Below are 25,720 nucleotides of genomic sequence, written 5' to 3' on the forward strand. Positions count from 1 at the left end.
CCTTTTTAAAGTCTATATTTTCTACTAAACTTTATATTTATTAATCTAAATTGTTCATCATTTTCTCTAAAACACTATTAAAAATCTCTAATTCTTCTTTATTAATATTATTTATAGCCTCTACTTCTATATTCTTGGCTTCTTCAAACCATTTAGGAAACATTTCATAAGCCTTTTCTGTTAAATTTATAATTCTTTCACGCTTATCCTTCCCTTCAGTTCTAATAACTAAGCCCATTTTCTCCATCTTAGTTAATGTCCTAGTAATCGTTGGAGCCTCTACCCCAAGATATTGACTTATTTCTATTTGGGTACACTGTTTCTTTTCATGTAAATATAATATAATACTCCACTGTGATGAATATAGCCCAAGAGGAGCAATCTTTTCATTTAATTTCTTAGTAAAATTTCTAGCTAGTTGATTCACTTTATGCCCATATAAATTCAATTTTATTCCTCCTTTCATTTAGTTACCTAAGTAATAATTACCTAGGTAATTATATCACCTTAATTTATAAGAATCAAATTTCCATAAAAAAAACACATGAATATATTTATACAACATATTCATGTGGTTATAAAAAATTATACATTTATATAATCTTCTATTGACTCTAAAACAACCTCCTCTGGATAAAGGGCCATAACTAAATCATCTTCTATAAGTTTATAAAATCTTGTAGAATAAGTAATTACAAGCTTACTATTAGGAAGAGTAATTCTTAAGATCTCCCCATAACAATTAGGCTTTCCTCCACTAGGTTCCCCTATTATTTTTGCATTAGTACTATTTTTAAAGGTATAAGCATTTAAAAGGGCTGAAGAAAAAGTTTCTCTTCCTATTATAACTTTTAAATTTTCCTTTTTATTTATCTTTTCATTGCTCTTTAAAAACTCTATTAAAGGAGTAAAAAGTGTTGAATCTCCCCCTAAATTATTTCTTAAATCTACAGTTACCTTTTCTATGTTTTCCTTCTCAATTAGACACATTATATTTTCAATCTTTTTTCCTATGCTTTCCTCTCCATTCTCCCTACAGCTATTATATTTTATGTATAACTCTCCACTCTCCAAAACTTCAAACCAAAGATTAGAAAAATCATTTTTAGCATACATAGGAACTCTTTTATTTGTATAAACTAAATCCTCAAAGGAACAGCTTAAAACCTCATATTCTCCCTCGTCTAAGGTTATTTTTATTTTATCCATATTATCAATTATTAAAAGTCCATATAAAACCTCTGCTATTTGCATATATTTCATGCTTTGAGCCTTAAAGAAATACTCATTCTCAAAGGAAATAATATTAGAAAGTTCCTCTAAAACCTCTTCTATCTTCATATCACCAAGGGCTAAAACCTTTTTAAACAACAGGTTTTCATACCCTTTGCAGGTATTTATAATATATACCCCATCATTAAAACAATAAAATTTTAATGGAATAAACCTTTTAGCAGGAAATATAAGTGAAGTATGGGCATCCTTTAAAGAAGCCACAATCCTTGATATTTCAACCTTCATCTCTTCATAATCTAGTTCATTAACCATGTTTTTTAAATTCTCTATCTTTTCATTAAAACTTTCTTCCGCTGTATAAGCAAATAGATTTTTATGCCTTTTCTTAAGCTCTTCTTTTAAATACTCAATATCCTCTACCCACTTTTTCTCCCATGTATTTTCCATAAGTTCTCCTTTACAGATAATATTAAAATACTACTCCTATAAAAAAAATTATTTTTCAAATTATATAGGTTATTTTAAATTCACCTTTAACTTTTTTATTTATCTCTTACTCTCTTTAAAACTACTTCTCTTTCTAAATCTCTAAACTAAAATCCGCTTAAATCCTCTAAGACAAAATCTACGTCTCCTTTTAAAAATATCTATTATAAACTATTTATATTTTAACACATTAATAAGTTGATTAAAGGTTTACTTTTGGATAAAATATTAAGGTACGATACAAAACATTAAGATTAAGTTTATAAGATACTAATGAGGAGGATATTTTTCTATGGACGTACTTGTATATGTGGCTATCAGTGTTGGTATACTATCTGGAGTTTGGGCATGGATGGCAGCAGTATTTGGAATGGTAAGTTGGACTGGCTTTGTTGGTTGGACTAGTTATTATTCCTCAGGTGGAATGGCTAAAGGACTTTTTAGATCTCTTTGCTCAAATGCAACAGGAATTATTTACGCCCTGCTTATTATAAAAGGAGCATCTATTTTCCCAAATGAATATTGGTCTTATTTTTTAACAGCCTTTTTCTCTTTTATGATGGTAATACAAGCCAAGCTTAAAAAATTCGAATTTATCTCTGGAGCATTCTGTGGCTGCTTCTCAACCTTTGGATTAAACGGAAACTGGCAAGCTGTAATACCAGCACTACTTTGTGGAAACGTATTAGGATATATATCACAAAAGATAGGAATCTACTGTCATAAAGTATTTAGTAAGAATTAAATAATGTTAGATAAGAATTAATAGAGAAACTCTAAAATAAATACATTTTATAGTTTCTCTATAATTATTATTTCTCTAACAGTTTATAATCTTTTATACAATTTAAAATAGTATTATAATAAATTCTCATAGTCATCAATTCCAAATTATAAAAACTATTAATATAACTATACAAATATATAATTACCATATAATGGTTATCTATATGTTTGTATTTTAATACTCCTTTTATTTAAAAGTGAATGTAAATTCTTTTCTAAATACTTTCTAAATAACTCTATTTAAAAATTTTTCTAATTTTATGTAATAATTTTCTCTTTTTTATTTATAATTAAAATACCTCAAAATATAAAAACAACTAAAAAATTTATCCATTAAAAATTCTATTATTAACTTTCATTCCTAATATTATATATAGAAATTATCAACTTACTGTCTGTTTTAAAAATTATTTTGTAGGTAAATATTTTTTAAATTCTTTTAGTACTGTATTAAATTTATCTATTCTTATATTAATATCATATGGAATATAAATATCTTCACCAAAATACTTTGCCATAATATCTTCAAAAATAGTAGTTTCATTATAATAACTCTGATAATACTGTGAAATAGTATAATAGTATTCTACATATAAATTTATATCACTACTATTTCTTTCAAAATATTCAATATTAAGCTTTGAATCTGGAACATCTCCATATACTATACAATACCAGTTGTCACTTTCACTTTCAATATGTATATTAGCTTCGAAACCACCCCTCATTCTATTCTTACCTTTTGCAAATATATAGTTAAAATCCTCTTTTTTAATAAAAGCTCTTATATTTGTTAAATCATAATCCCGTCCTAAGTTTACTTGAAAATTACAATCTATACATTGCTTAAAATCTTGAATAGAAGAAATATTTTCTTTGGATACTATTAACTGATCAATTTTTGAAATTAATTCCTTATCATTTATTTCATAGGTATCACTGTTTACCCACATTTTATTAATAAGTTTAATATCTAATCTCTCTAAATTATAATAATGACATAAATTAAATCCTTTCTTTGTTAATATTAAATCTTCAGATTCCAAACTATGATATTTATACTCTCTTTTTCTAATAGCTGGATGTAAAAACTTTGTTTCTTTAATTATTAATTGTTGAGTATTTAGCTCACTAATATTCTCCATAGTTAATAGATTTGCTATAATATCAGTATAAATATCTTTTACAAGTTCTGTTTCAAATGGAATTTTATTGCTACTTATTCCATTTCTATCTAAATTCAAAGGTAAATTAGCATCGCTATCAACAATTGAAACTGTAGGTAGTAAAAAATTACTTGGAAATCTATATCTCTTAAAAGTGTAAGCGCTATAATCATTTGGTATAATTATTCCATTGCAAATAAGTTTATTATATATTTTATATGTCCAATCTACTCTATAGTATCCATCTGGTCTTATTGATTTCCAATAAGATTCTATATTTTCATTATATAAGCTAACTATAATCCCATCGTTTATTGAATATTTTCTCCATAATGGTGGAACATTTATTATAAGTTTAGGTTTTTCAGCAAAATACCAACAATTCCATTTCACTCCTCTTACAGTATTCTCATATTGTTCTTTTAACTGTTCTATAACTGTTTTATCCAATTTAATTTTAATTTTTGTTCCAGATTTATTACTGTCAACAATTGTTTTTAATACTTCAATTTGATCCGTATCAATATTTGCCTCAAATTTATATTCTATTTCCTCTCCCATTCTTGATGTTTCAACTAAAATTTCATTTCCAAGTAAGAAACTAGCAAATACTCCTACGCCAAACCTTCCACTTCTAGGTATTATAGACTTATTATTAGAACAATAAGTTTTTTTCCAAACATCACTATTTCTAAAAGAAGCCCCTGCTACAAGAAAATAATTTATTAATATATCTTTATTCATACCTATACCATTATCTTCTACAATTATATACTCTTGATCATCCGAAATTGTAATTATAACTTTTGGTTCATATTTATCACAATAAACTCTTTCCTTCTCTATACACGCATCTATAGAATTTTGTAATAGCTCCCTTATTCCGTACGCTGGATTTTTACCATATAAAGGTTCAATTAAAAGTTTTAAAATATCTGGATTTGAATCAAATTTAACTCTTTCAGGAATAAAATTTATATACTTTAAAAATACTTCTTTATTATCAATATTAGAATGTATTCTTCTAAAAGAAAGTTTTAGATTTTCATATGCACCATATACTTTTCCCAAAACTGCCCAACATGTATCTAATTCGTTTTGCATATTTTTCAATAGATCTCTAATAGATAAATATATTTTACTTTGTGTAATCTCATTAACATATACATAAATTGATTCTGGATCATCTTGATATTCCATAGCCACATAATCAATAGCATTATGCTTTTTCCATTCTAGCTCCGAAATAATACTATTTATTTTTTTAAATTTTAGTATAGGTGTATTAGCTCTACTTTTATCTATGTCTAAATAGTCTGCCATTCTAAGAATCACCATAATATAAATAGCATGTACATTTTTTGGCGCTCGTATTTGCGCTCTTCCAAATTCATCTTCTATGTATTGAAAAACATCCCACAAATTCATACCATGACTTCTTGCTATAAATCCCAATAACATTTTCAATTTATTATCTAAATTTTTTGAGAACTCCATTCTCTCTCCATTAACTTCCAAGAATCCAAATACACATATTTCATATGCTAATCTTGGATGATTTCTCCTTAGGAATTCACCAATAAATTTCTTATCATTTTCTGTTGCATCTCCCCTTTTTGTAGGTGGTTGCTTTATTTCAAATTCATCATTAAATATAGCCTTAAGTTTCTTAACACTCCAAAGCTTTGCTTCAGAAAAATATTCATCCCATAGTATATCCCATGTTTTTTTATCAACTCTTATATCAATAGTTTTTTTTGATTCACCACGAATTAACTCAATAAAAAATTCATATGTAATATGCATTCCTAAATCATGAAGAAAAATTGATAATATTATCATGCTTATATCTAACGTATTTAACTTATCAAATGTTTTACTTGGAATAATTCTATTTGCAATTTCTAAAGTTTTATTTATATGTAAAAATCCATGATCAGTATACTCAGGAAAAAACTCAAGCTTGTTTTCCTTAATAATAGGTGAAAATCTACGAATTATTTCATTAACTATGCTGTTGTAATCTGGATCTTTTTCTAATTTTTGCTCGAATCGTTTAGGTATTTTTATATAATCCATTATTTTTTACTCCTCTTTATAACCTTAAACATAATTATTTACTATAATTATACATATAATTACATTAATTATCAAATCACTATTTTTATATATAAAATGATATAATTTTACAAAAACGTGTTAATATATAATTTATAATTCTCTTTACATTATCACATATATTCATTGTGATATACTTAATACTCTAAAAAATTCATTACCATAGAAATTCTCAATTTTTCTATAAAAAATATTATTGATTTATTTCACTTATTTCACAAATGACAACTATATTTTTACATTTATTCTCATATAAATTTGATTCTATACTTTTCATATCTTTATTTTCATATAAATTTTTAGCATTTTACAAACATCCACTTTTATTTTATACAAGTTATTTTTTTCTATTCATTACAACTAGCATAACCTTTTTATAACTATTAATATAATCCAGTATTCATTACACAAAAAAATCCACGACATATATGGCGTGGATTTTTGTTAGATGAGAAGTAAGATATTTGTAATATACTAATTTATTTATAACTAACTAATATATTATTTTAAATTAAATATTAGTTTTTCTAGTCTTTATTATTTAAAAGTTTTATTATTTATTAAAATAATAATATTGTATCTCTATAACGCTTGGAATTAATATAAACTTAACACAATTTATCATTTAAAACTAAATCTTTTAAACTATTGTCAATTTTATAAAAACTACGATAATTGTTTTTCTCAACATTTACAAACTAACTTGCCCCACTATCTACTATTTAATATTTTTATTAATGCATACTATATAAGAAGTATAATATTATCCTATTTTATATTTATATAAGCTATAGATATTATATAAGCATAAAACAAACCCTAGACAAAACATTTCGGTATTGTCTAGGGTTTTATGGTGGAGGCGACGGGTGTCGAACCCGTGTCCGAAAGCAGACCAGTAAGACTTTCTACGAGTGTAGTCTTGTGTTTTAAAATTCCCTCAGAGAACGTCCACAGACAAACTTCCTCTTTGGTAAGCTTCATAAATTCCGTTCCTAGCTCAAAGCTTTGCTAGGCTCGGTTCCCCACTTTTAAATGACACCCTTACTCTCAACCGTGGGCAATTGAGGAAGGATGAGCAGCGCTAAATTAAGCTGCTAATGCAAAATTATCTTCTGCGTTTATCTTTAATGCATACTTTATTATCGAGGCACCATGCTTCCCTCGACTCGCTTATCAAACCCATCTTACCCCCGTCGAAGCCAAAACGCCCCCATGTATGAGATAATAATATGGTCTAAACGCTAAAAATTCCATATTCAATTTTTAAATTCAAAAGTTTTAATCAAACTTATGTTCTCATTATATATTAATTAATTAATTTAGTCAAGGGACATATATTTTTGTTTGTAAGAGATAAATTCCTTGACTAATTAATTAACTTTTAACATTCTAAAACAGACAATTTATATAATACCTAATTCTACTTAAAATATCAATGGTTAATTTTACCTAAATTAAAATTTCTTATCTTTTGCTCTCTTTAAGCTTAAAATGTTACTTTTTAGCCCTATTTAGCTAATAAAAATAATCTTAAAAAAATTATTTAAAGTAAACTTCTCCATCTTCTATCTTATCTATAGTAACTAGAGATTCAACTCTTATTCCTTTGTCTTCTAAGTGAGCTCTTCCGCTTTGGAATCCTTTTTCTATAACTATTCCTACTCCAACAACTTCTGCTCCAGCTTGTTTAACAACATCTATTAATCCAAAAACTGCACATGCATTTGCTAAGAAATCATCAACTATAAGGATTTTTTCTCCTGGTTTTATGAATTTCTTATCAACAACAACATTGTATATTGTTTTTTTAGTGAATGAATAAACCTCTGAGTTAAATACCTCTTCTCTCTTGTTTCTTGGTAATCTTTCTATTTTCTTACCAAAAACAACTGGTACATTATCAAAGTATTGAGCAGTTATTATTCCTAATCCTATTCCTGTTGATTCTATTGTAAGGATTTTGTCTATTTGATCATTTTTAAATCTATCTTTAAATTCTTTTCCTACTTCGTTAAAAAATTCTACATCCATTTGGTGATTTAAAAAAGAATCAACCATTAAAATATTATCTTCTGTAACTCTACCTTCTTTTTTTATCTTATCTTTTAATAGTTCCATTTGGTTACATCCTTTCTTACTATTAATTTATAGTATTAACTTCCTATATTATATCATAATAGGAAAACCTATTGCTATCTAATTTTATTATACAGTATTCTTATTATTCATGTAATCCTTTTTAGTAATTCTTTATATAATAATAGTAGAAGAATATTTAGGAGAGATAAATATGACTTCATTTCAATCATTAATAATAATACTTATATGTATTTTATCCATAATTATAATTTTATATTTAATAGAGTCAGATAATTTTCTGCCAGAAAAACAAATAAGGAAATATGTCTCTCTAGGGAAATTTAAACATGCTCTTTATCTTTTAGACAAGTATTCAAAAAAATTAGATCCTCTATTTTTCTATAATAATAAAATTTTAGTACTATCAAAGCAAAAAGATTTTGATGCAGCCTATGAACTTTCCATAGAGGCAATAAAAAAGCTTAAAGAACCTAACTATGAACTTTACAATAATATTGCATTTGTATATTATAATCTAAAACTTTACCATAGAGCCATAGATTTTTCAGAAAGAGCCTTAAAATTAAATCCTATAGATACCTTTGCTTTAAGCAATAAAGGTTTCTCTTATATTGAAATAGGAGAATACTCTAAAGCTGAGGAATCTTTTGATAAAGCACTTGAGTTTAACCCTTGTTTTAAAAACGCCTTATCAGGGAAGGCATACTGTGCTTTTGAAAATGGTGATTATCTTCTTGCTACTAAATATCTTGAAGATTTTGTTTCAATTGAAAAAAACAATGCCTCTGCTTATAAAAAATTAGGAGAATGTTACTTTCTTTTAAATGACTTAAAAAACAGTTCTAAAATGTACGAGAAATCCTTAGAAATAGATCAAGAAAATGATGCTTCTTATTGTGAATATGCAAATGTACTTCTTTGCTTAGGTCACTATGATAAGGCACTAAACAATTTAAATAAGGCCCTTGCCATATCCCCATATAACTTTATGGCCTTTTATTATAAAGCAAGAGCTTATTCATTAAAAAAAGATTTTGATAATGCCTTTTATTATTTAGAAAGAGCCTTTAACTATTGTGACTCCTTAAAAGAAATAGCTCTTAAGGATGAGATGCTTACAAACTTAAAATTTTTCTCAAAGTTTAGTGAATTATTAGAGATTCATAATATACAAAACTAACTTTTAAAGTGAAAAGCTAAAAATTATTCTAATTAATTTTTTCATAGATTTAGAATCAATCTAAAAAAACTCTTAAATCTTAAAAATTACACATATTAATTTTAAAACTTTAAGAGTTAATATAAATTTATACTGATTAATTTTTTAACTATTAATTTTTAATTATACTTCCTTTTTAAATTTCTACAGAAAAATCTTATATAATAAGTTTAAAATATGAGCCTTAATAATACTTAGTTTTATACTAACTTTATTAAGGCTCTAAATTCTATTTATAAACCATTAACTTTTCTAAGGAACATTTACTCTTTTAGATTTATTTTAATCTCTAAAATACATTTATAAACTACTCACTAAAATCATCTACACTTATACTTAAGAAAATACAGTCATTATTTCTATTAATAGTTTCTTTTATTTCCTCTGAATCCATGTTCATTCCTATAACATTACTACTAATTCCATTTCCTAAAGTTGCATAATAAAGACAAACTCTCTTTCCTTTTTCAAGCTCTAAATCATAATCACCAGCAAAATTAGCACTAAAATAGTCCTTTATATTTTCCTCAGCCTTGTAATTATGACGACTATAAGCTCCATCTCCACCTAAAAGACAATTTATCCTATTATCATCTTTAAAGTTTATTCCTAAGGTTATATTCTCTTTCCCCTTTTCATATGTTTCACTTACACTTGTCAAAATCGGTTCATTTTTCACTTCTTTTCCCTCTTTATAAACCTCATAATTTAAATCAATCCTATAACCCTTATTTTTAGAAATGTTTTTCACCTTATAGAAAAAAACTCTATTGTCAGTCAAATTTAAAATCTGCTCCTCTTTTTCTGAAAGCTTCTCAAAACTTACCTTTGCAACATCATTTTTAGAAAATTCTCCACATCCCATAAATAAGAATGCTGGAATTATAGCTAAAATTACCCCTTTTAAAACTCTCATTAAAACACCCCTATATTAATTTTTATATTATAATTTTAAAATGCCTATTTATATTAATTGTAAATATTTTTTATATTATATGATCAATTTCTAATTGTAACCTAATCTTTTAAAAATTTATTCTTACTTAAAGTCTTTTATGTCTTTAATTTTCAAGGCTCTCCTAGAAAATTGACTATTTTTAATTTATAAATCCCCTAAATACTGCCTCCTTTTAATTTATAATTTTCTAAATTACTACCTCTCTAAACTTTAACCTCCTCCCCCTTATAAAATTCCTCCTTTACATAAGTTAATAAAAACATATAATAACCTAATTTAATCTAAAACTTTATAAATTAATAATAAACAAAAGTTCCTTAACTTAAATATAAAAAAGGTACTTAAAAGATAAAGTTTTAAAATTAAAATAATAACTTTTTCTTCTAAGTACCTTCTAGAAAAGAATCTAATATCTATTTCTTTCCTTAAGTTGTCTATCCATTTCTCTCTTATGAGCCTTTTCAAGCATTGTATCTCTCTTGTCGTAGTTTTTCTTACCTCTACAAACTCCTAAGTTAACCTTAACTCTTCCATTCTTTAAATATAAAGAAAGTGGTATTAAAGCAACCCCTTGTTGTTGAACTATTCCTATTAATCTTTGAATTTCACTTTTATGAAGAAGTAATTTTCTTTTTCTTAAAGGATCAACATTAAATATGTTTCCTTGCTCATAAGGACTTATATGCATGTTATTTATAAATATTTCTCCATTATTTATATCTGCATAACAATCCTTTAAGTTAACTCTTCCGTTTCTAATAGACTTAACCTCTGTTCCAACTAAAGCTATACCTGCTTCCATAGCCTCATCAACAAAGTAATCATGTCTAGCTTTCCTATTCTCTGCTAATGTCTTATTGTCTTTTCTCTTTGCCATACTTCTCACCTACTATGGTTATATTAAAAGCAATTTTACTTACCCAAAGCAAAACGCCTCTTATTTCTTTTCTTTGCTTATTATTTTAACATATTTACTATTTAAATGTAAATTCACAAAACTATACTTATTAACCTTAAGCTAATAAGCCCCTATATCCTCCCCATAAAACCATAAAATCTTCAAATCACGTTATCATATCCCTCCATACTTTTCCATATAAAAAGTTTCAAATCACCGTACGCTTTAACTAAATAACTCTTGAACATACTAATTTTCTATGTGAATTATTCTAATATTTAATAAGCTAATAAATATTCTAATTTTAGATTTTATCCTATTATACAAACTTATCTCTTAAGAGCCTTTAATTATATAAAGATATTAATAAAACTTATAGATAGAATATAGAGAATATCTACATGAATTTTAGAATTTAAGTAGTCACGTAAAGTAAGTTACGTTAATAAACCTGAATGTCCGAAGCGCAGCAAGTTTTCAGATTTTAGTAACTTACTTGGAGTGACTACTATAAATTCTTAATGAAATGTAGTAATTCTCGAAATCTATCTATAAGTTTTTCTATCTTCCTATTATTAAAGCTCTTCCTCAGCAGTTTCTTCTCTTGGTTCTATTATTTCAACCTTTCCCTCTGCTTCAAGCTCTTTTTTTACTTCATCAAGTAAATTCTCTCTCTCTTCAGTTTCAGCTTCCTTTTCCTCAATAGTGTACTTATCCTCAACTATTTCAAAATAAACTTCTCTAGTATCCATTTCTACTCTTGAGCAAAGAACCTTAACCTTTTCTCCAAGTTTATAAACCTTCTTAGTTCTTTCACCTATTAATTGAAGGTTTTCCTCATCATAGATGTAATAATCATCTCTAAAGCTTGTTACATGAACAAGACCTTCTACAGTATTTGGAAGTTCAACAAAGGCTCCAAATCCAGTAACTGAAGAAATAATACCATCAAATATTTCTCCAATTCTATCTTTCATATATTCAGCCTTCTTAAGATCATTTGTTTCTCTTTCAGCTTCTTGAGCTATTCTTTCCATTTCTGAAGATTGCTTAGATGCAGAGTCAACAATACTTAAAAGTCTCTTAGCTCTCTTAGGATCAATCTTCTTATTTATATATTCTTTTATTATTCTATGAATTTGTAAGTCTGGATATCTTCTAATTGGTGAAGTAAAGTGACAATAGTATTCAGCTGCTAATCCAAAGTGACCTGCACAGTCTGGAGAATATCTAGCTTGCATCATACTTCTTAAAAGTAATGTGTTTATTACCATCTCTTCATTTTTGCCCTTAACTTCTTCAACAACCTTTTGTAAATCTCTAGGCTCAATAAGTTCTCCAAAATTAAATGAATATCCTAAGCTATATGCAAAGTTTTTAAATCTTTGAAGTTTTTCATTATCTGGCTCCTCATGTATTCTATATACAAAAGGTATTTCAGCCTTATTCATATATTCTGCTATAGTTTCATTACATACTAACATAAATTCTTCTATGATTCTGTTTGCTATAGCTCTTTCATATGGTTTTATATCTATTGGCTTTCCTTTTTCATCTAAGATTATTTTGCTCTCTGCAAATTCAAAGTCAATAGCTCCTCTTCCCATTCTTCTCTTATTCAAGATTTTACATAACTCTTCCATAGCCTTAAAATCATCTACTAAATCTTTATATCTTTCAATTAACTCTTTGTCATTATCTCTTAAAATCTTAGTTACATCAGTGTATGTCATTCTCTCATTAGTTTTAATTACACTTTCATGTATTGAATGGTTAACCACATTTCCTTTATGATCTATTTCCATAAAGCAAGTTAAAGCAAGTCTGTCTACCTGTGGATTTAATGAACATATTCCATTTGATAACTTTTTAGGAAGCATAGGAATAACTCTATCAACTAAGTAAACAGAAGTAGCTCTCTTAAAGGCCTCTTTATCTAAAGGATTATTTTCTTTTACATAGTGAGTTACATCTGCAATATGAACTCCTAATTTATAGTTTCCATTTGGAAGTCTTTCTATAGATACAGCATCATCTAAATCCTTAGCATCTTCACCATCTATAGTAACCATTTTTACATCTCTTAAATCTGTTCTTCTCTTAATTTCTGACTCTGGGATTTCCTCTGAAATTTCTTCTGCAAAGGCTAAAACTTGTGGAGGGAATTCTTCTGGAAGAGCATATTTCTTAATTACAGTTATAATATCTAAACCTAAATCTCCTCTGTTTCCTAGTATTTCTACTACTACTCCTTCTGGATTCTTTCTTCTACCATCTGGCCACTTAGTTATTTCAACAACAACTACATTACCTTTTTTAGCTCCATTTCTATCCTTCTTAGATATGAATATATCATTTTGAATTCTTTGATCCTGTGGAAGTACAAATCCAAAACTCTTATTATCCTCATATATTCCTATTACCTTTGTGTTAACTCTCTCAGTTATTCTTACTATTTCACCTTCACGTCTTTTTCCTTCTTGGCTTTCTTTTACAACCTTACCTAATACTCTATCTCCGTTCATAGCCCCATTTAAAGCATTCTTAGGTATAAATACATCAGTTACACCTTCTTCATCTGGTATTAAGAAACCAAATCCCTTTTGATGTATTTGAATTTTTCCAGGTATTAAACCCACTTTATCTATTAAGCCAAATCTATCTTCCTCATCTCTAGCTATTAATCCCTCTGCCTCTAATGCCTTAAAGACTTTTTTAAATTGTTTATATTCAGCTTTATTTATGTTAAATATCTTTGATAATTCTAACATTGTCATTGGTCTGTATGCTTCTTCTTTCATAAACCCTAAAATTATATCTTTTATTTTCATGCTTTTTCCTCCGTTCTATATATAGATTTAAATGCAACTTTTATATTTTAGCTCAAAGCCTGTTTCTCTTAAATTCTAATGAATTAACTCACCTAATTATCTAAGATACTGCTAGAAAACATTGAGTTATCATCCTACTAATATGATATGTTTAAATCCTCTCTTTGATTAAGGAAATTCAATCCAATATTAATCTAAAACCATTCTTGTAAAATGTTAAATATGAAATTTTAATCAATCCAATATAATTTAAAAGCCACCCTAATTATATGGGTGGCCAAAAAATAACTATTTAACTAAATTTATAGCTAATGTATTTATAGCGAATAATACAGATGCAAAGATAGTAACTTTTATAAGTCTAGCTTCTCTTGTTCTACCTTTATTTCTTGAGAAGAAGCTATCTTGACTTCCTTGGATTAATCCACTTAAGGCATCTGCTTTACTTGGTTGCATCATTATTGAAACCAAAATTACTATAGCTAAAATAGTTTGGACCACTACTAAAATTGTGTTCATAAGAAAACCTCCTAAGCTTTGTATAGTTGCATAATTCCATGCAATTATCATATCACACCAATGAAAAATTTACAATATTTATATCCTTGACTATCACACTTTTATAAAACAATGCATATTATATAGTTTGACTACTTTTCTTATATATATTTTCCCCATCTTCCTATTATTATATAATTTATCTAAATTTCTATCCTCTTATACTATAAGAGGCTCTTCTTAGAGACTTTTCTACAATTCTATATAATACTAGTCCTATAACTGTATTTAAAGCAATTGAAGGCACTACAACAGTTAAAAATAGTATTGAAAAACTTGCTGGAAGTCCTACAATTATTTTAGCAGTTCCTAAAAACAAAATTCCACTTACTAAAGTTCCTAAAGGTAAAACAATTGCAATTAATATATTATTTCTCTTTTCTACTGATAATCTTCCTAATATATTAGATTTTTTTATTAAAGCTATAAATAAAAATACTATAAGTGCAGTAAAAATCTTATCTACTACGTTAGGTAATTGTCCACCTGGAAACTTAGTTGTCATAGCTGTAAATATCCCCATTAAAGTTCCTGAAACCATAGTTATCTTAAAGTTATCATTTAATATAATTATTATAAATAACATAGTAAGAGCAAAGTCTGGTTGCATTGGCAAGCCTAATATTGGTGTTATTTGATGTAATATTACTCCTATGGCTAATAATAAAGCATTTATTGTTATAAGTTTTGTATTATTTCTTACATTCATTTTAAAATCCTCCTAATAATCCATTTCCTCCTCAAGGGAGTTTTTAACTTTAAATTTTCTATATTATTTTCATATTGATTTTTTAAACTTCATTTCATATTTAACTCCCCCTATCAAATTTAAACTCAATTATCATTCTTAATAAGGTCATAATCCCTAATTAAATCCCTAACTAAGACTAAAACATAATATTTATTAGATTATAGTAATAAAATAATAAATAGATTTATTACTTTTTAAAGCTCCTTGATTCATAAAATAATCAATACATCCTAAAAATAATAAGTAGGTTTACTACTGTTTATAGATTTTAAGTGAGTGTACCAAAAGTTTAGTAATAAAAATGCTAAGTAGGTTTACTAATTAAGAAGTATATTGCTCCCTCTTTTAAAAATTCTGTATCATAAAAACAATAAAAACCTTTATTAATTTTTAAAGCTTTCTATTTATATGAAACTATGTTTACTTATCTAAAGAACATTTAAAAATCAAAACTATTTTTAAACTTACCTGTATATTCTTAGTTCTATAAGATTTTACTCTTTAGCTAAATGTAAGCTTTTTCTTTTTAGCTAAAAATATAAACTTTACCATTCAGCTAAATATATGGTGTTACTCCTTAGCCAAATAATTTCTAGTTTTATTTGTAACAAATAAAAAAACTCCGCCCTAAAAATAGGACGAAGTTGAATCCGCGATACCACCTAATTTATATTAGTATTGTATTTTAATTATAACTAAATAGACCTAGCTAGGGTTTTAAACTTAAAATACTTACTAATATCTCTCATTTTCAAGTACTAACATACTCTATCTGCTATAAGGTGCAGCACACCATTCCACTACTTTCTCTTAAAGAGATTTCATTTTATTCCTCCAAGGTCCATTCACTAAACTCTTTCTTGCCAAATTTCCACCACCATTGACTCTCTTTATTGAAACTAAGCTTAACTACTTACTCCTCTTCAAAGGATTATTTAATATTTTCTTTTTTCCTATATTACTTTATTAATGTATTATTTTCAATAGTTAAAATTATTTTATCGTTTTTTATTATTATATAATATACAATTACTAAATGTTACTTCCCTTTTGTTATAGCCTCTATTTAAAATAAAAAATTCAATTTTCTTTTTATTTATTAAAGCTATTTATTTTTTATACCCACCTTTTGTTATTTTTACTTTTTCTTTTTTACTATTTTATTTGTTATCATTTACGAGTATATTATTTAAGAATAATCAATATATAAGTTGCTATTTATAATTAATATAGCTTTAATAAATCTTAAACTTTTAAAGTCATGACAACCTAAAAAATATTTATGTTCCACTAAAGTTATAAGACTTAAAATAACCTAATTATTTTTTTCTCATATTCCATATTATTTAGCTTTATTTATTCAAATAAAAATTTCTATTTTTTCAATATAAAAAAATACTATAAAACTAAATTTTAATATAGAAGTAATTTCTAATGTAGGACTAATTTCTAATATAAAACTAACTTATAAATATACGAAAGCAAAAAACCCCTAAGAAAGCTTAGAGGTTTTTTATTTATAAAATTTTATTTTTTATCTTTTAATATAATTATTTTGAAAGGTTGAAAAATGCATTTCTTCCTCTGTATTCAGCTACTTCACCTAATTCTTCATTTATTCTGATTAATTGGTTGTATTTAGCTACTCTTTCACTTCTAGCCGGAGCACCAGTTTTTATTTGACCTGCATTAACTGCAACAACTAAGTCTGCTATAGTTGTATCTTCAGTTTCTCCTGATCTATGAGAAACAACAGCTGTATATCCTGCTCTATTAGCCATTTCTATAGCATTTAATGTTTCTGTTAATGTTCCTATTTGGTTAAGTTTTATTAGAATTGAGTTAGCAATTCCTTTTTCTATACCAGTTTTTAATCTTTCTGTATTTGTAACGAATAGGTCATCACCAACTAATTGAACTTTTTTACCAAGTCTTTCAGTCATTAGCTTCCAACCTTCCCAGTCTTCTTCGGCCATACCATCTTCTATTGAGATTATTGGATATTTGTTAACCCAATCTTCAAAGAAGTCAACCATTTCAGCAGCTGTTAAAGTTTTTCCTTCATGCTCTAAAACATATTTTCCATCTTTGTAGTACTCAGATGAAGCTGCATCTATTGCTATGAAGAATTCTTTTCCTGGCTCATAACCTGCTTTTTCAATAGCTTCTAAGATAACTTCTATTGCTTCTGCATTTGATTTTAAGTTTGGAGCAAATCCACCCTCATCACCAACACCAGTTGAGTATCCTTTTGAATTTAAAGTTTTCTTTAATGCATGATAAACTTCTGCACAAGCTCTTACAGCTCTTTCAAAGCAATCAAATCCTACTGGCATAATCATAAACTCTTGGATATCTACTGAGTTATCAGCATGACTTCCTCCGTTTATTATGTTCATCATTGGAACTGGTAAAACTTTAGCATTTACTCCTCCAATGTATTGGTATAAAGGCATTCCTAAATAGTTAGCTGCTGCTTGAGCTACTGCTAAAGAAACTCCTAAGATTGCGTTAGCTCCTAATTTACCTTTATTTTTAGTTCCATCTAACTCTATAAGAGTTTTATCTATGTAAGCTTGATCTAATACATTTAATCCTATTATTTCTTCTGCAATTGTATCATTAACATTTGCTACTGCCTTTTCAACACCTTTTCCTAGGTATTTATCTTTATCTCCATCTCTTAATTCAACAGCTTCATATATCCCTGTTGAAGCTCCTGAAGGTACTGCTGCTCTTCCAACTGTTCCATCTTCTAAATAAACTTCAACCTCTACTGTTGGGAAGCATCTTGAATCTAAAATTTGTCTTGCTACCACGTCAATTATTTCAATATATTGTTTCATCTTTAAATTCCTCCTTAAGAAAATTCAAGTTAATACTCAATTATTTTTTATTCTTTACTTTTCTAATAAATTTTATGCTTTAATTTTAATCTATTTTTTATATTAAAAATATGATTTAAATCACATTTATTGAAAATGATTATCACTTTTCATCTTTTTAGAAAAATAATCCTTAAATACCTATAAAATTTATAATTTAATAAGCAAATGTTCATTATACTTAATACAATAGTGTTTTATTATGAATTAACTATAATATTAATAATTAATACTCCCAAAAAAATTTTTATAAAATTTTGTTTTTTAAATTCAAATACTATTTAATAATTTAAATTCCTTAAAAGAAAAATGAGCTATTTAAAAGCTCATTTTTCTAATTTTAAAGTCCTTTTGTATTTGCTATTCCTGGTTCTTTAGCTGTATTACTTCTCTCATTAAATCCAGTTTTTGAATTTGAAGATTCAGCATTGTGCTGTTTCATACTTTGTTGTATTCCATTTAAAGTTTTTTTCTTGCTCATTTTTTATTCTCCTTGTCCTCTGTAATTAAGTAATTTAAATTCTAGTTTTATTATTTACACTTATAAAGGAATTTATAAATTAATTTTAAAATTTTACTTTAATATTATTTTGCAGAAATAATTTATATAAACTTAAGTTATAACTAAATAAAAAAGGCTCTCCTAAACAAGCTGAGTTATCAACTCTTTAGGACAGCCTTCTTTAAATTAGTGTTTATGACCTGCTACTGCATGATGGATATTTCCTTCATGAGAATGCATGTATTTTTGACATAAATCATAAATAGCAAATGGTAATATTAATGATATTACATAGCTTATAATAAGCATCCACATGTACTCATGTGATTGAACTGCATTTCCTGCAATTGATGTAGGTGGAACAAAAGATATAAAGAATGCAAATATAGAAGTTGCAAGTCCAATTATGGCTACTATAATCTTAACTGGTTTTCCACCAGGAATTTGATAAGCTCCATTTAATCCTTCTCCTAATATAGCTTTTATATATCCTGCAAAGAATAGAATATATCCACTTAAATAAATTACAACTGTTAATGACATTGCTGCTAAAAATGAAAGATTACTTCCACCTGCTCCAAAGGTTAAAACAGCATCCCATATACTAACAATTATACCTTGTGCTATAACTAAGTAAACTGGTACATCATGTTCATTTGTTTTAGCCCATGATTTTGGAATAGCGCCTTCTTCAGCTGCTATAATCATTCCTCTTGTTGGTCCTACAACCCATGAACTTACTTCTGCAATTACACCAAAGGCAAGTAATAAAGCTATTATCTTAACTAAAATTGTATTGTTAGCTGTAAAGTGACCTAATAAAACAGCAAAGGTTTGAACTACCCCAGCACTTAAATTTATTTGATCTTGAGGAATAACTGCTGCTATTGCAAGACCTCCTAAAGTACTAACAACAATTGCTACTATAACTAATAAAAGCATTGCTAATGGATATTCTTTCTTTGGATTATCCATTTCATTTGCATGAGTAGCTGATGCTTCTACACCCATGTAAGATAATATAAAGGATACAAATACAACTAAGGTATTTACCTTTGTAAAGTCTGGAACAAAAGTATCTTTACTTGATATATATATAGGATTTCCTTGAATTATATATACAAGAGCTAAGATTATTAAAATAGCTGCTGGTAAAAGTATTCCTACTATAAAACCTATTTTAGCTATTTTAGCAGTGTATTTTGTTCCTCCAAATTGAGATAATGCTAAAATCCAAAAGATTACTAATACACCTATAAATTTTATCATTGGGTTACTATTTAGTGCTGGCCAGTCAAATACATATGATAAAGCCCCAAGGATGAAATAAATCATGGTTACAAATCCAACTGTTATTTCAAAGAATTCAAAAAATAAGTTTGCAAAACCATATTTTTTACCTAAGTTCTTTCCAGTCCAAGTGAAAACTCCACCTTTTTCCCATCCATCTACAGTTGCCATTTCAGCAGCGCATAAAGCAACTGGAATAAACCATAAGAAACCTCCTAAAAGTAGATAAAATACTAAGTGCAATTTAGATGTTGCAAAAGTAGGATATTCATATACAGCCATAACCATGGAGGCTGTCATTGCGAAAAATCCAAAAAGTGTCAATGATTTTTTTGTTGTTCCTTCCTGTTTCATTTAAATTCAACTCCTTTTAAGTTATTTGATTAGCTCAAATAAATTAAAAAGTTAGTTGCTTCAAATAGAAGTAAGAAACTTTTAAATTTTTGAGTTATAAACATAGTTAACATTTTGTTAACGTTTTGTTTATATATATTATAACTCTTTACTCCTTATTTGTTAAATGTTTTTTGAAAATATTTCAAACTTCCATTATTTAATTTTAATCTTTAAAAATAAGACAAATTAAATGATTTAAATTACTATTAATATAAAATAAAGATATATTTTTTAACATATTGACTTTTCTTATATTAAAATTATTTTATCATCAATATTAATAATCAAATTTAAGTGTTAATAAAATAAATATTAATCTTAAAAGATAAAAGCCTTAAGCTTAAATCATATTGAATATTAATAAAAATAAATAGTAATTAAACCTTTATCTATAGAGCTTACTTAATAAAAAAATAAAGCCCTATATGAGTAATAAAATCACAAGCTAAAAACTTATTTTATTATAAAAAAATAGTATCCTTCATGAAGAAGAATACTATTTAAAATATATAACTAACTTATATTATTTGTTTAAAAGACATGTTCCAGTCATTTCTGATGGAACTTCTAATCCCATAACAGTTAACATAGTTGGAGCTATATCAGCTAATTTTCCACCATCTTTTAATGATTTTCCTTCAGCATCTTTTGATACCCATAAGAATGGAACTGGATCTGAAGTATGAGCAGTCATTGGTTTACCAGTTGAGTAATCTATCATTACTTCTGCATTACCATGGTCAGCAGTTATGAATAAAGTACCTTCTTTTTCTAATACCTTATCAGCTACTTTTCCTAAGCACTCATCAACTGCTTCTATAGCTTTAACAGCTGCTTCTTGTACTCCAGTGTGTCCAACCATATCTGGGTTAGCGAAGTTTAATATTATCATGTCATATTTGTCTTGATCTAATCTATTTATTAATTCATCAGTTACTTCATAAGCACTCATTTCTGGTTTAAGATCGTATGTAGCAACCTTTGGTGAAGCTATTAATGCTCTATCTTCATTAGTGTTTGGTTGTTCTACTCCACCGTTAAAGAAGAATGTTACGTGAGCATATTTTTCAGTTTCAGCAATTCTTAATTGGTTTAATCCTTTAGATGCAACATATTCTCCTAAAGTATTTGTGTAACTTTCTGGTCTATAAGCAACATCTACACACTCTAAAGTTTTGTCATATTGAGTCATACAAACAAAGTTTACGTGTAATTGCTTTCTTTCAAATCCTTTGAATTCTGGATCAACTATAGCTCTAGTTATTTCTCTAGCTCTATCTGGTCTAAAGTTAAAGAATATTACTGAGTCTCCATCTTTAATTCTAGCAACTGGGTGTCCATCTTCTTCAATTACTGTAGGTAAAACGAACTCGTCAGTTTTGTTATCATGGTAAGATTTTTCTATAGCTTCAACAGCTGAAGAAGCTTTTTCACCTTCTCCTAAAACCATAGCGTTATAAGCTAATTCTACTCTTTCCCATCTGTTATCTCTATCCATTGCGTAATATCTACCACTTATAGTAGCTATTTCACCAACACCAATTTCCTTCATAGCATTTTCTAATTCAACTATGAATTCTTTACCTGATGATGGAGCAACGTCTCTACCATCCATGAAAGCATGAACGTAAACTTTTTGAAGTCCTTTTTTCTTAGCTAACTCTAAAAGACCTTTTAAGTGATCTATGTGAGAGTGAACCCCTCCGTTTGATAATAATCCCATTAAGTGTAATGAAGTATTATTTTCTTTAGCTTCATCCATAGCCTTAACTAAAGCTTTGTTTGTGAAGAAAGTTCCTTCTTTTATTTCTTTAGTTATTCTAGTTAACTCTTGGTATATTATTCTACCAGCACCTATATTTAAATGACCAACCTCTGAGTTACCCATTTGTCCTTCTGGAAGACCAACTTCTAATCCTGAAGCTTGTAATTCAGTGTGTGGATATTTTGCAAATAATCTATCATAATTTGGTTTATTAGCAGCAGCTACTGCATTACCTTCTTTGTTTGGAGAAATTCCAAATCCGTCTAATATCATTAACATTACAGGTTTTTTACTCATAATAACCCTCCAAAAACTAAATTTCTATTTATACATTTATTATAATGTGTACCTAATTAAAAAACAATAGCAATAGACAATTGGTATTACTTGCCTATTGCTACTATTTAATTACTAATATTTATTAGTAGTTTACGATTTGAGCAAAGTCAGCTGCAACTAAGCTAGCTCCACCAACTAAAGCACCATCGATGTCTGATTTAGCCATTTGCTCTGCTATTGTGTTAGGCTTAACTGATCCACCGTATTGGATTCTTACTTTATCAGCAACTTCTTGTCCGAACATTTCAGCAACCATAGCTCTTATAGCAGCTATTGTTTCATTAGCTTGGTCTGAAGTAGCAGTTTTTCCAGTTCCGATAGCCCAGATTGGTTCGTAAGCTATAACAACTTTCTCAGCTTGCTCTTTAGTTAATCCTTCTAAATCAGCAGTGATTTGAGCTTTTATAACGTCGTTAGTAGTTCCGTTTTCTCTTTGCTCTAAAGTTTCTCCACAGCAAAGGATTGGAGTTAAGTTGTGTGCGAAAGCAGCTTTAACTTTTTTGTTGCAAGTTTCATCTGTTTCGTTGAAGTATTCTCTTCTTTCACTATGTCCAATTATAACGTAATCTATGTTCATAGCTTCTAACATTCTTGGAGCGATTTCTCCAGTGAATGCTCCTTTTTCTTCAAAGTGCATGTTTTGAGCACCTACTTTTATGTTTGTTCCTTCAACAGCTTTTTTAACTGCGTCTAAGCAAACAAAAGTTGGGCAAACAACAACTTCACATTTAGCATCTTTAACTAATGGCTTTAATTCTTCAACTAATTTAACAGCCTCGTCTATTGTATAGTGCATTTTCCAGTTTCCTGCGATTATTGGAGTTCTCATCTATATTCACCTCTATTAATATTTTAAATATTAAATAATATATATAAGGCTCAATCCCCTACTATATATTATTTCTCTAAAAGCTTTGAAAATATTAAATAATAAGCCTAAGATTTTCTTAACTTTTAGCATAATAAGGCTAAGATTCAATGAAAAATAAATTTCATTGAACTTAGTCTTATTTTTTTATAAAACAACAATCTTTATACTTCAATCTAAATATCTACTTTAAGGTTTATAATATTATTTATCGTTTAAAGCAGCTATTCCTGGTAATACTTTTCCTTCTAAGAATTCTAATGAAGCTCCACCACCAGTTGAGATGTGAGACATTTTGTCACCGAATCCTAAGATATTTACAGCAGCAGCTGAATCTCCACCACCGATTATAGTAGTAGCATCTGCTTCAGCCATAGCTTTAGCAACAGCTATTGTTCCTTTGTTGAAGTTTTCGAATTCGAATACTCCCATTGGTCCGTTCCAGATAACTGTTTTAGCATCTTTTATAGCTTCAGCGTAGATAGCTTCAGTTTTTGGTCCGATATCTAATCCCATGAATCCTTCAGCAATGTTTTGATCTTCTGTAACTACAGCTTCAACATCTTTGAATTCTTTAGCTACTCTGTGATCTACAGGTAATAATAATTTAACACCTTTTTCCTCAGCTTTAGCTAACATTTCTTTAGCGTATTCAACTTTATCTTCTTCTACTAATGAACTTCCTACAGTATATCCTTGAGCTTTTAAGAATGTGTAAGCCATTCCTCCACCTATTATTAAAGTATCAACTTTTTCTAAAAGGTTGTTTATAACGTTTATCTTGTCTGAAACTTTAGCTCCACCTAAGATAGCAACGAATGGTCTTTCTGGAGTTTCTACAGCATCTCCTAAGAACTTAAGCTCTTTTTGAATTAAGTATCCACATACTGCTGGTTTTAAGTATTCAGTTACTCCAACTGTTGAGCAGTGAGCTCTGTGAGCAGTACCGAATGCATCGTTAACAAACATTTCAGCTAAGCTAGCTAATTCTTTTGATAACTCTTCACCATTTTTAGTTTCTTCTTTTCTGTATCTTGTATTTTGAAGTAAAACTACGTCTCCATCTTTCATTTCAGCTACAGCTTTTTTAGCATTTTCTCCAACAACGTTGTCGTCAGCAGCAAATACTACTTCTTTACCAAGCATTTCACTTAATCTTTTAGCTACAGGTGCTAATGAGAATTCTGGTTTAGCTTCTCCTTTTGGTTTACCCATATGTGAGCAAAGGATTACTTTAGCGCCGTTATCAACTAAGTATTTTATAGTTGGCATAGCTCCGTTTAATCTGTTTTCATCAGTTATAACACCATCTTTTAATGGAACGTTAAAGTCGCATCTTACTAATACTTTTTTACCTTTTACTTGAACGTCTTCTATAGTCTTTTTATTGAAGTTCATTATATTCACCTCTTAAATAATATTTTATAATTACCTTTAATATAAACAAAAATCATTTATATGTTAAAGTAGTCTGGCCTCATAGCTTTAACTATAAAACCAGACCCTTTTATATAATCAGTCTAAATATTTAATTTTAAAAATTACTTAGAAACTAAGCATTTTAAAGTTCTGATTAATTGGTTAGTGTATGAAGCTTCGTTGTCATACCATGAAGCAACTTTAACTAATTGTTGTCCGTCAACTTCCATTATTTTAGTTTGAGTAGCATCGAATAATGATCCGAAGCTTATTCCGATAACGTCTGATGATACTATTGGATCTTCAGTGTATCCGAATGATTCGTTTGAAGCAGCTTTCATAGCAGCGTTTACTTCTTCTACTGTTACTTTTTTATCTAAAGTACAAACTAACTCAGTTAATGAACCAGTTATTACAGGTACTCTTTGAGCGTTTCCGTCTAATTTACCAGCTAATTCTGGGATAACTAAACCGATAGCTTTAGCAGCTCCAGTTGAGTTTGGAACTATGTTAGCAGCAGCAGCTCTAGCTCTTCTTAAGTCTCCTTTTTTGTGTGGAGCATCTAAAGTGTTTTGGTCATTAGTGTAAGCGTGGATTGTAGTCATGAAACCTTTGTTTAATCCGAAGTTATCATTTAAAGCTTTAGCCATTGGAGCTAAGCAGTTTGTAGTACATGAAGCACCTGAGATAACATCTTCGCTTCCATCTAATATGTCGTGGTTTACGTTGTAAACAACTGTTGGTAGGTCGTTTCCAGCAGGAGCTGAGATAACAACTTTTTTAGCACCAGCAGTTAAGTGAGCTGAAGCTTTCTCTTTTGATGCGAAGAATCCAGTACACTCTAATACTACGTCTACTCCTAATTCTCCCCATGGTAATTCAGCAGGGTTGCTTTTAGCAGTTACTTTGATTTCTTTTCCGTTAACTACGAAAGCTCCTTCTTTAACTTCTATTTCACCATTGAATCTTCCTTGTGCTGAATCGTATTTGAATAAGTGTGCTAAAGTCTTAGCATCAGTTAAGTCGTTGATTGCTACAACCTCAAACTCAGGGTTGTCGATCATTAATCTTAACGCTAATCTTCCTATTCTTCCAAATCCGTTAATAGCTACTTTTACCATTATAAATACCTCCTAAAAGATGTTG

General features: G+C 28.1%; 18 protein-coding genes and 1 other RNA gene. 2 read left to right on the forward strand and 17 right to left on the reverse strand.

The genetic code is table 11. The annotated features are described in order from the left end of the window. Positions 1-40: 40 nt before the first annotated feature. Positions 41-448 (reverse strand): MarR family winged helix-turn-helix transcriptional regulator, encoded by a 408-nt coding sequence (locus tag CPF_RS07265; RefSeq protein ID WP_041702676.1) that lies wholly within the window; start codon positions 446-448, stop codon positions 41-43. A gap of 137 nt (positions 449-585) precedes the next feature. Further along, complete coding sequence (locus CPF_RS07270; protein ID WP_011590738.1) at positions 586-1,683, reverse strand: S41 family peptidase; 1,098 nt, start codon at positions 1,681-1,683, stop codon at positions 586-588. Positions 1,684-2,014: 331 nt separating this feature from the next. Here CPF_RS07270 and CPF_RS07275 point away from each other — a divergent pair, with 331 nt between their 5' ends. Continuing rightward, a complete protein-coding gene (locus tag CPF_RS07275) occupies positions 2,015-2,467 on the forward strand; it encodes a DUF1097 domain-containing protein (protein WP_011590739.1) in 453 nt (150 codons plus the stop codon). 448 nt (positions 2,468-2,915) lie between these two features. Here CPF_RS07275 and CPF_RS07280 read toward each other — a convergent pair whose 3' ends face one another. The 3 genes from CPF_RS07280 to CPF_RS07285 all read right to left on the reverse strand — a co-directional run bounded on the left by CPF_RS07280 (position 2,916) and on the right by CPF_RS07285 (position 7,913). Further along, a complete protein-coding gene (locus CPF_RS07280) occupies positions 2,916-5,753 on the reverse strand; it encodes an HD domain-containing protein (protein ID WP_011590740.1) in 2,838 nt (945 codons plus the stop codon). Between the two features lie 893 nt (positions 5,754-6,646). After that, positions 6,647-7,007: a transfer-messenger RNA gene (gene ssrA, locus CPF_RS14775) on the reverse strand. Positions 7,008-7,334: 327 nt separating this feature from the next. Continuing rightward, positions 7,335-7,913 carry a xanthine phosphoribosyltransferase gene (locus CPF_RS07285; protein WP_003465824.1) on the reverse strand — a complete coding sequence of 193 codons (579 nt, stop codon included), beginning with the start codon at positions 7,911-7,913 and terminating at the stop codon, positions 7,335-7,337. A 172-nt stretch (positions 7,914-8,085) separates the two neighbouring features. On the opposite strand from CPF_RS07285, the gene CPF_RS07290 reads away from it, so the two are divergent. Then, positions 8,086-9,075: a tetratricopeptide repeat protein gene (locus CPF_RS07290; RefSeq protein ID WP_011590741.1), complete on the forward strand. Its 990-nt coding sequence runs from the start codon at positions 8,086-8,088 to the stop codon at positions 9,073-9,075. Positions 9,076-9,421: 346 nt separating this feature from the next. On the opposite strand, the gene CPF_RS07295 is transcribed toward CPF_RS07290, so the two are convergent. The 12 genes from CPF_RS07295 to gap all read right to left on the reverse strand — a co-directional run bounded on the left by CPF_RS07295 (position 9,422) and on the right by gap (position 25,695). After that, positions 9,422-10,030: a hypothetical protein gene (locus CPF_RS07295; RefSeq protein ID WP_011590742.1), complete on the reverse strand. Its 609-nt coding sequence runs from the start codon at positions 10,028-10,030 to the stop codon at positions 9,422-9,424. A gap of 448 nt (positions 10,031-10,478) precedes the next feature. Next, positions 10,479-10,949, reverse strand: coding sequence for an SsrA-binding protein SmpB (smpB, locus tag CPF_RS07300; protein ID WP_003456486.1), 471 nt, complete (start codon positions 10,947-10,949; stop codon positions 10,479-10,481). Between the two features lie 596 nt (positions 10,950-11,545). Continuing rightward, positions 11,546-13,801, reverse strand: coding sequence for a ribonuclease R (rnr, locus tag CPF_RS07305; RefSeq protein ID WP_011590743.1), 2,256 nt, complete (start codon positions 13,799-13,801; stop codon positions 11,546-11,548). 288 nt (positions 13,802-14,089) lie between these two features. Continuing rightward, positions 14,090-14,320 (reverse strand): preprotein translocase subunit SecG, encoded by a 231-nt coding sequence (secG, locus tag CPF_RS07310; protein ID WP_003477916.1) that lies wholly within the window; start codon positions 14,318-14,320, stop codon positions 14,090-14,092. A 190-nt stretch (positions 14,321-14,510) separates the two neighbouring features. Continuing rightward, positions 14,511-15,068 carry a tryptophan transporter gene (locus CPF_RS07315; RefSeq protein ID WP_011590744.1) on the reverse strand — a complete coding sequence of 186 codons (558 nt, stop codon included), beginning with the start codon at positions 15,066-15,068 and terminating at the stop codon, positions 14,511-14,513. A 1,592-nt stretch (positions 15,069-16,660) separates the two neighbouring features. Further along, positions 16,661-17,956 (reverse strand): phosphopyruvate hydratase, encoded by a 1,296-nt coding sequence (eno, locus tag CPF_RS07320; protein ID WP_003460354.1) that lies wholly within the window; start codon positions 17,954-17,956, stop codon positions 16,661-16,663. A gap of 379 nt (positions 17,957-18,335) precedes the next feature. Continuing rightward, entirely contained in the window at positions 18,336-18,476 is a 141-nt protein-coding gene (locus tag CPF_RS15010; RefSeq protein ID WP_003450461.1) for a hypothetical protein, read from the reverse strand. Positions 18,477-18,683: 207 nt separating this feature from the next. Further along, entirely contained in the window at positions 18,684-20,141 is a 1,458-nt protein-coding gene (gene gadC / locus CPF_RS07325) for a glutamate:gamma-aminobutyrate antiporter (protein ID WP_011590745.1), read from the reverse strand. Positions 20,142-20,706: 565 nt separating this feature from the next. Beyond that, positions 20,707-22,245, reverse strand: coding sequence for a 2,3-bisphosphoglycerate-independent phosphoglycerate mutase (gene gpmI, locus CPF_RS07330; protein WP_011590746.1), 1,539 nt, complete (start codon positions 22,243-22,245; stop codon positions 20,707-20,709). Positions 22,246-22,369: 124 nt separating this feature from the next. Continuing rightward, positions 22,370-23,116 carry a triose-phosphate isomerase gene (gene tpiA, locus CPF_RS07335; protein ID WP_003450470.1) on the reverse strand — a complete coding sequence of 249 codons (747 nt, stop codon included), beginning with the start codon at positions 23,114-23,116 and terminating at the stop codon, positions 22,370-22,372. Between the two features lie 243 nt (positions 23,117-23,359). Next, positions 23,360-24,553, reverse strand: coding sequence for a phosphoglycerate kinase (locus CPF_RS07340; RefSeq protein WP_003450483.1), 1,194 nt, complete (start codon positions 24,551-24,553; stop codon positions 23,360-23,362). 143 nt (positions 24,554-24,696) lie between these two features. Continuing rightward, complete coding sequence (gap, locus tag CPF_RS07345; RefSeq protein ID WP_003460339.1) at positions 24,697-25,695, reverse strand: type I glyceraldehyde-3-phosphate dehydrogenase; 999 nt, start codon at positions 25,693-25,695, stop codon at positions 24,697-24,699. Positions 25,696-25,720 lie beyond the last annotated feature (25 nt).

Source organism: Clostridium perfringens ATCC 13124, assembly GCF_000013285.1.
In the GTDB taxonomy this organism is placed as follows: Bacteria; Bacillota; Clostridia; order Clostridiales; family Clostridiaceae; genus Sarcina; species Sarcina perfringens.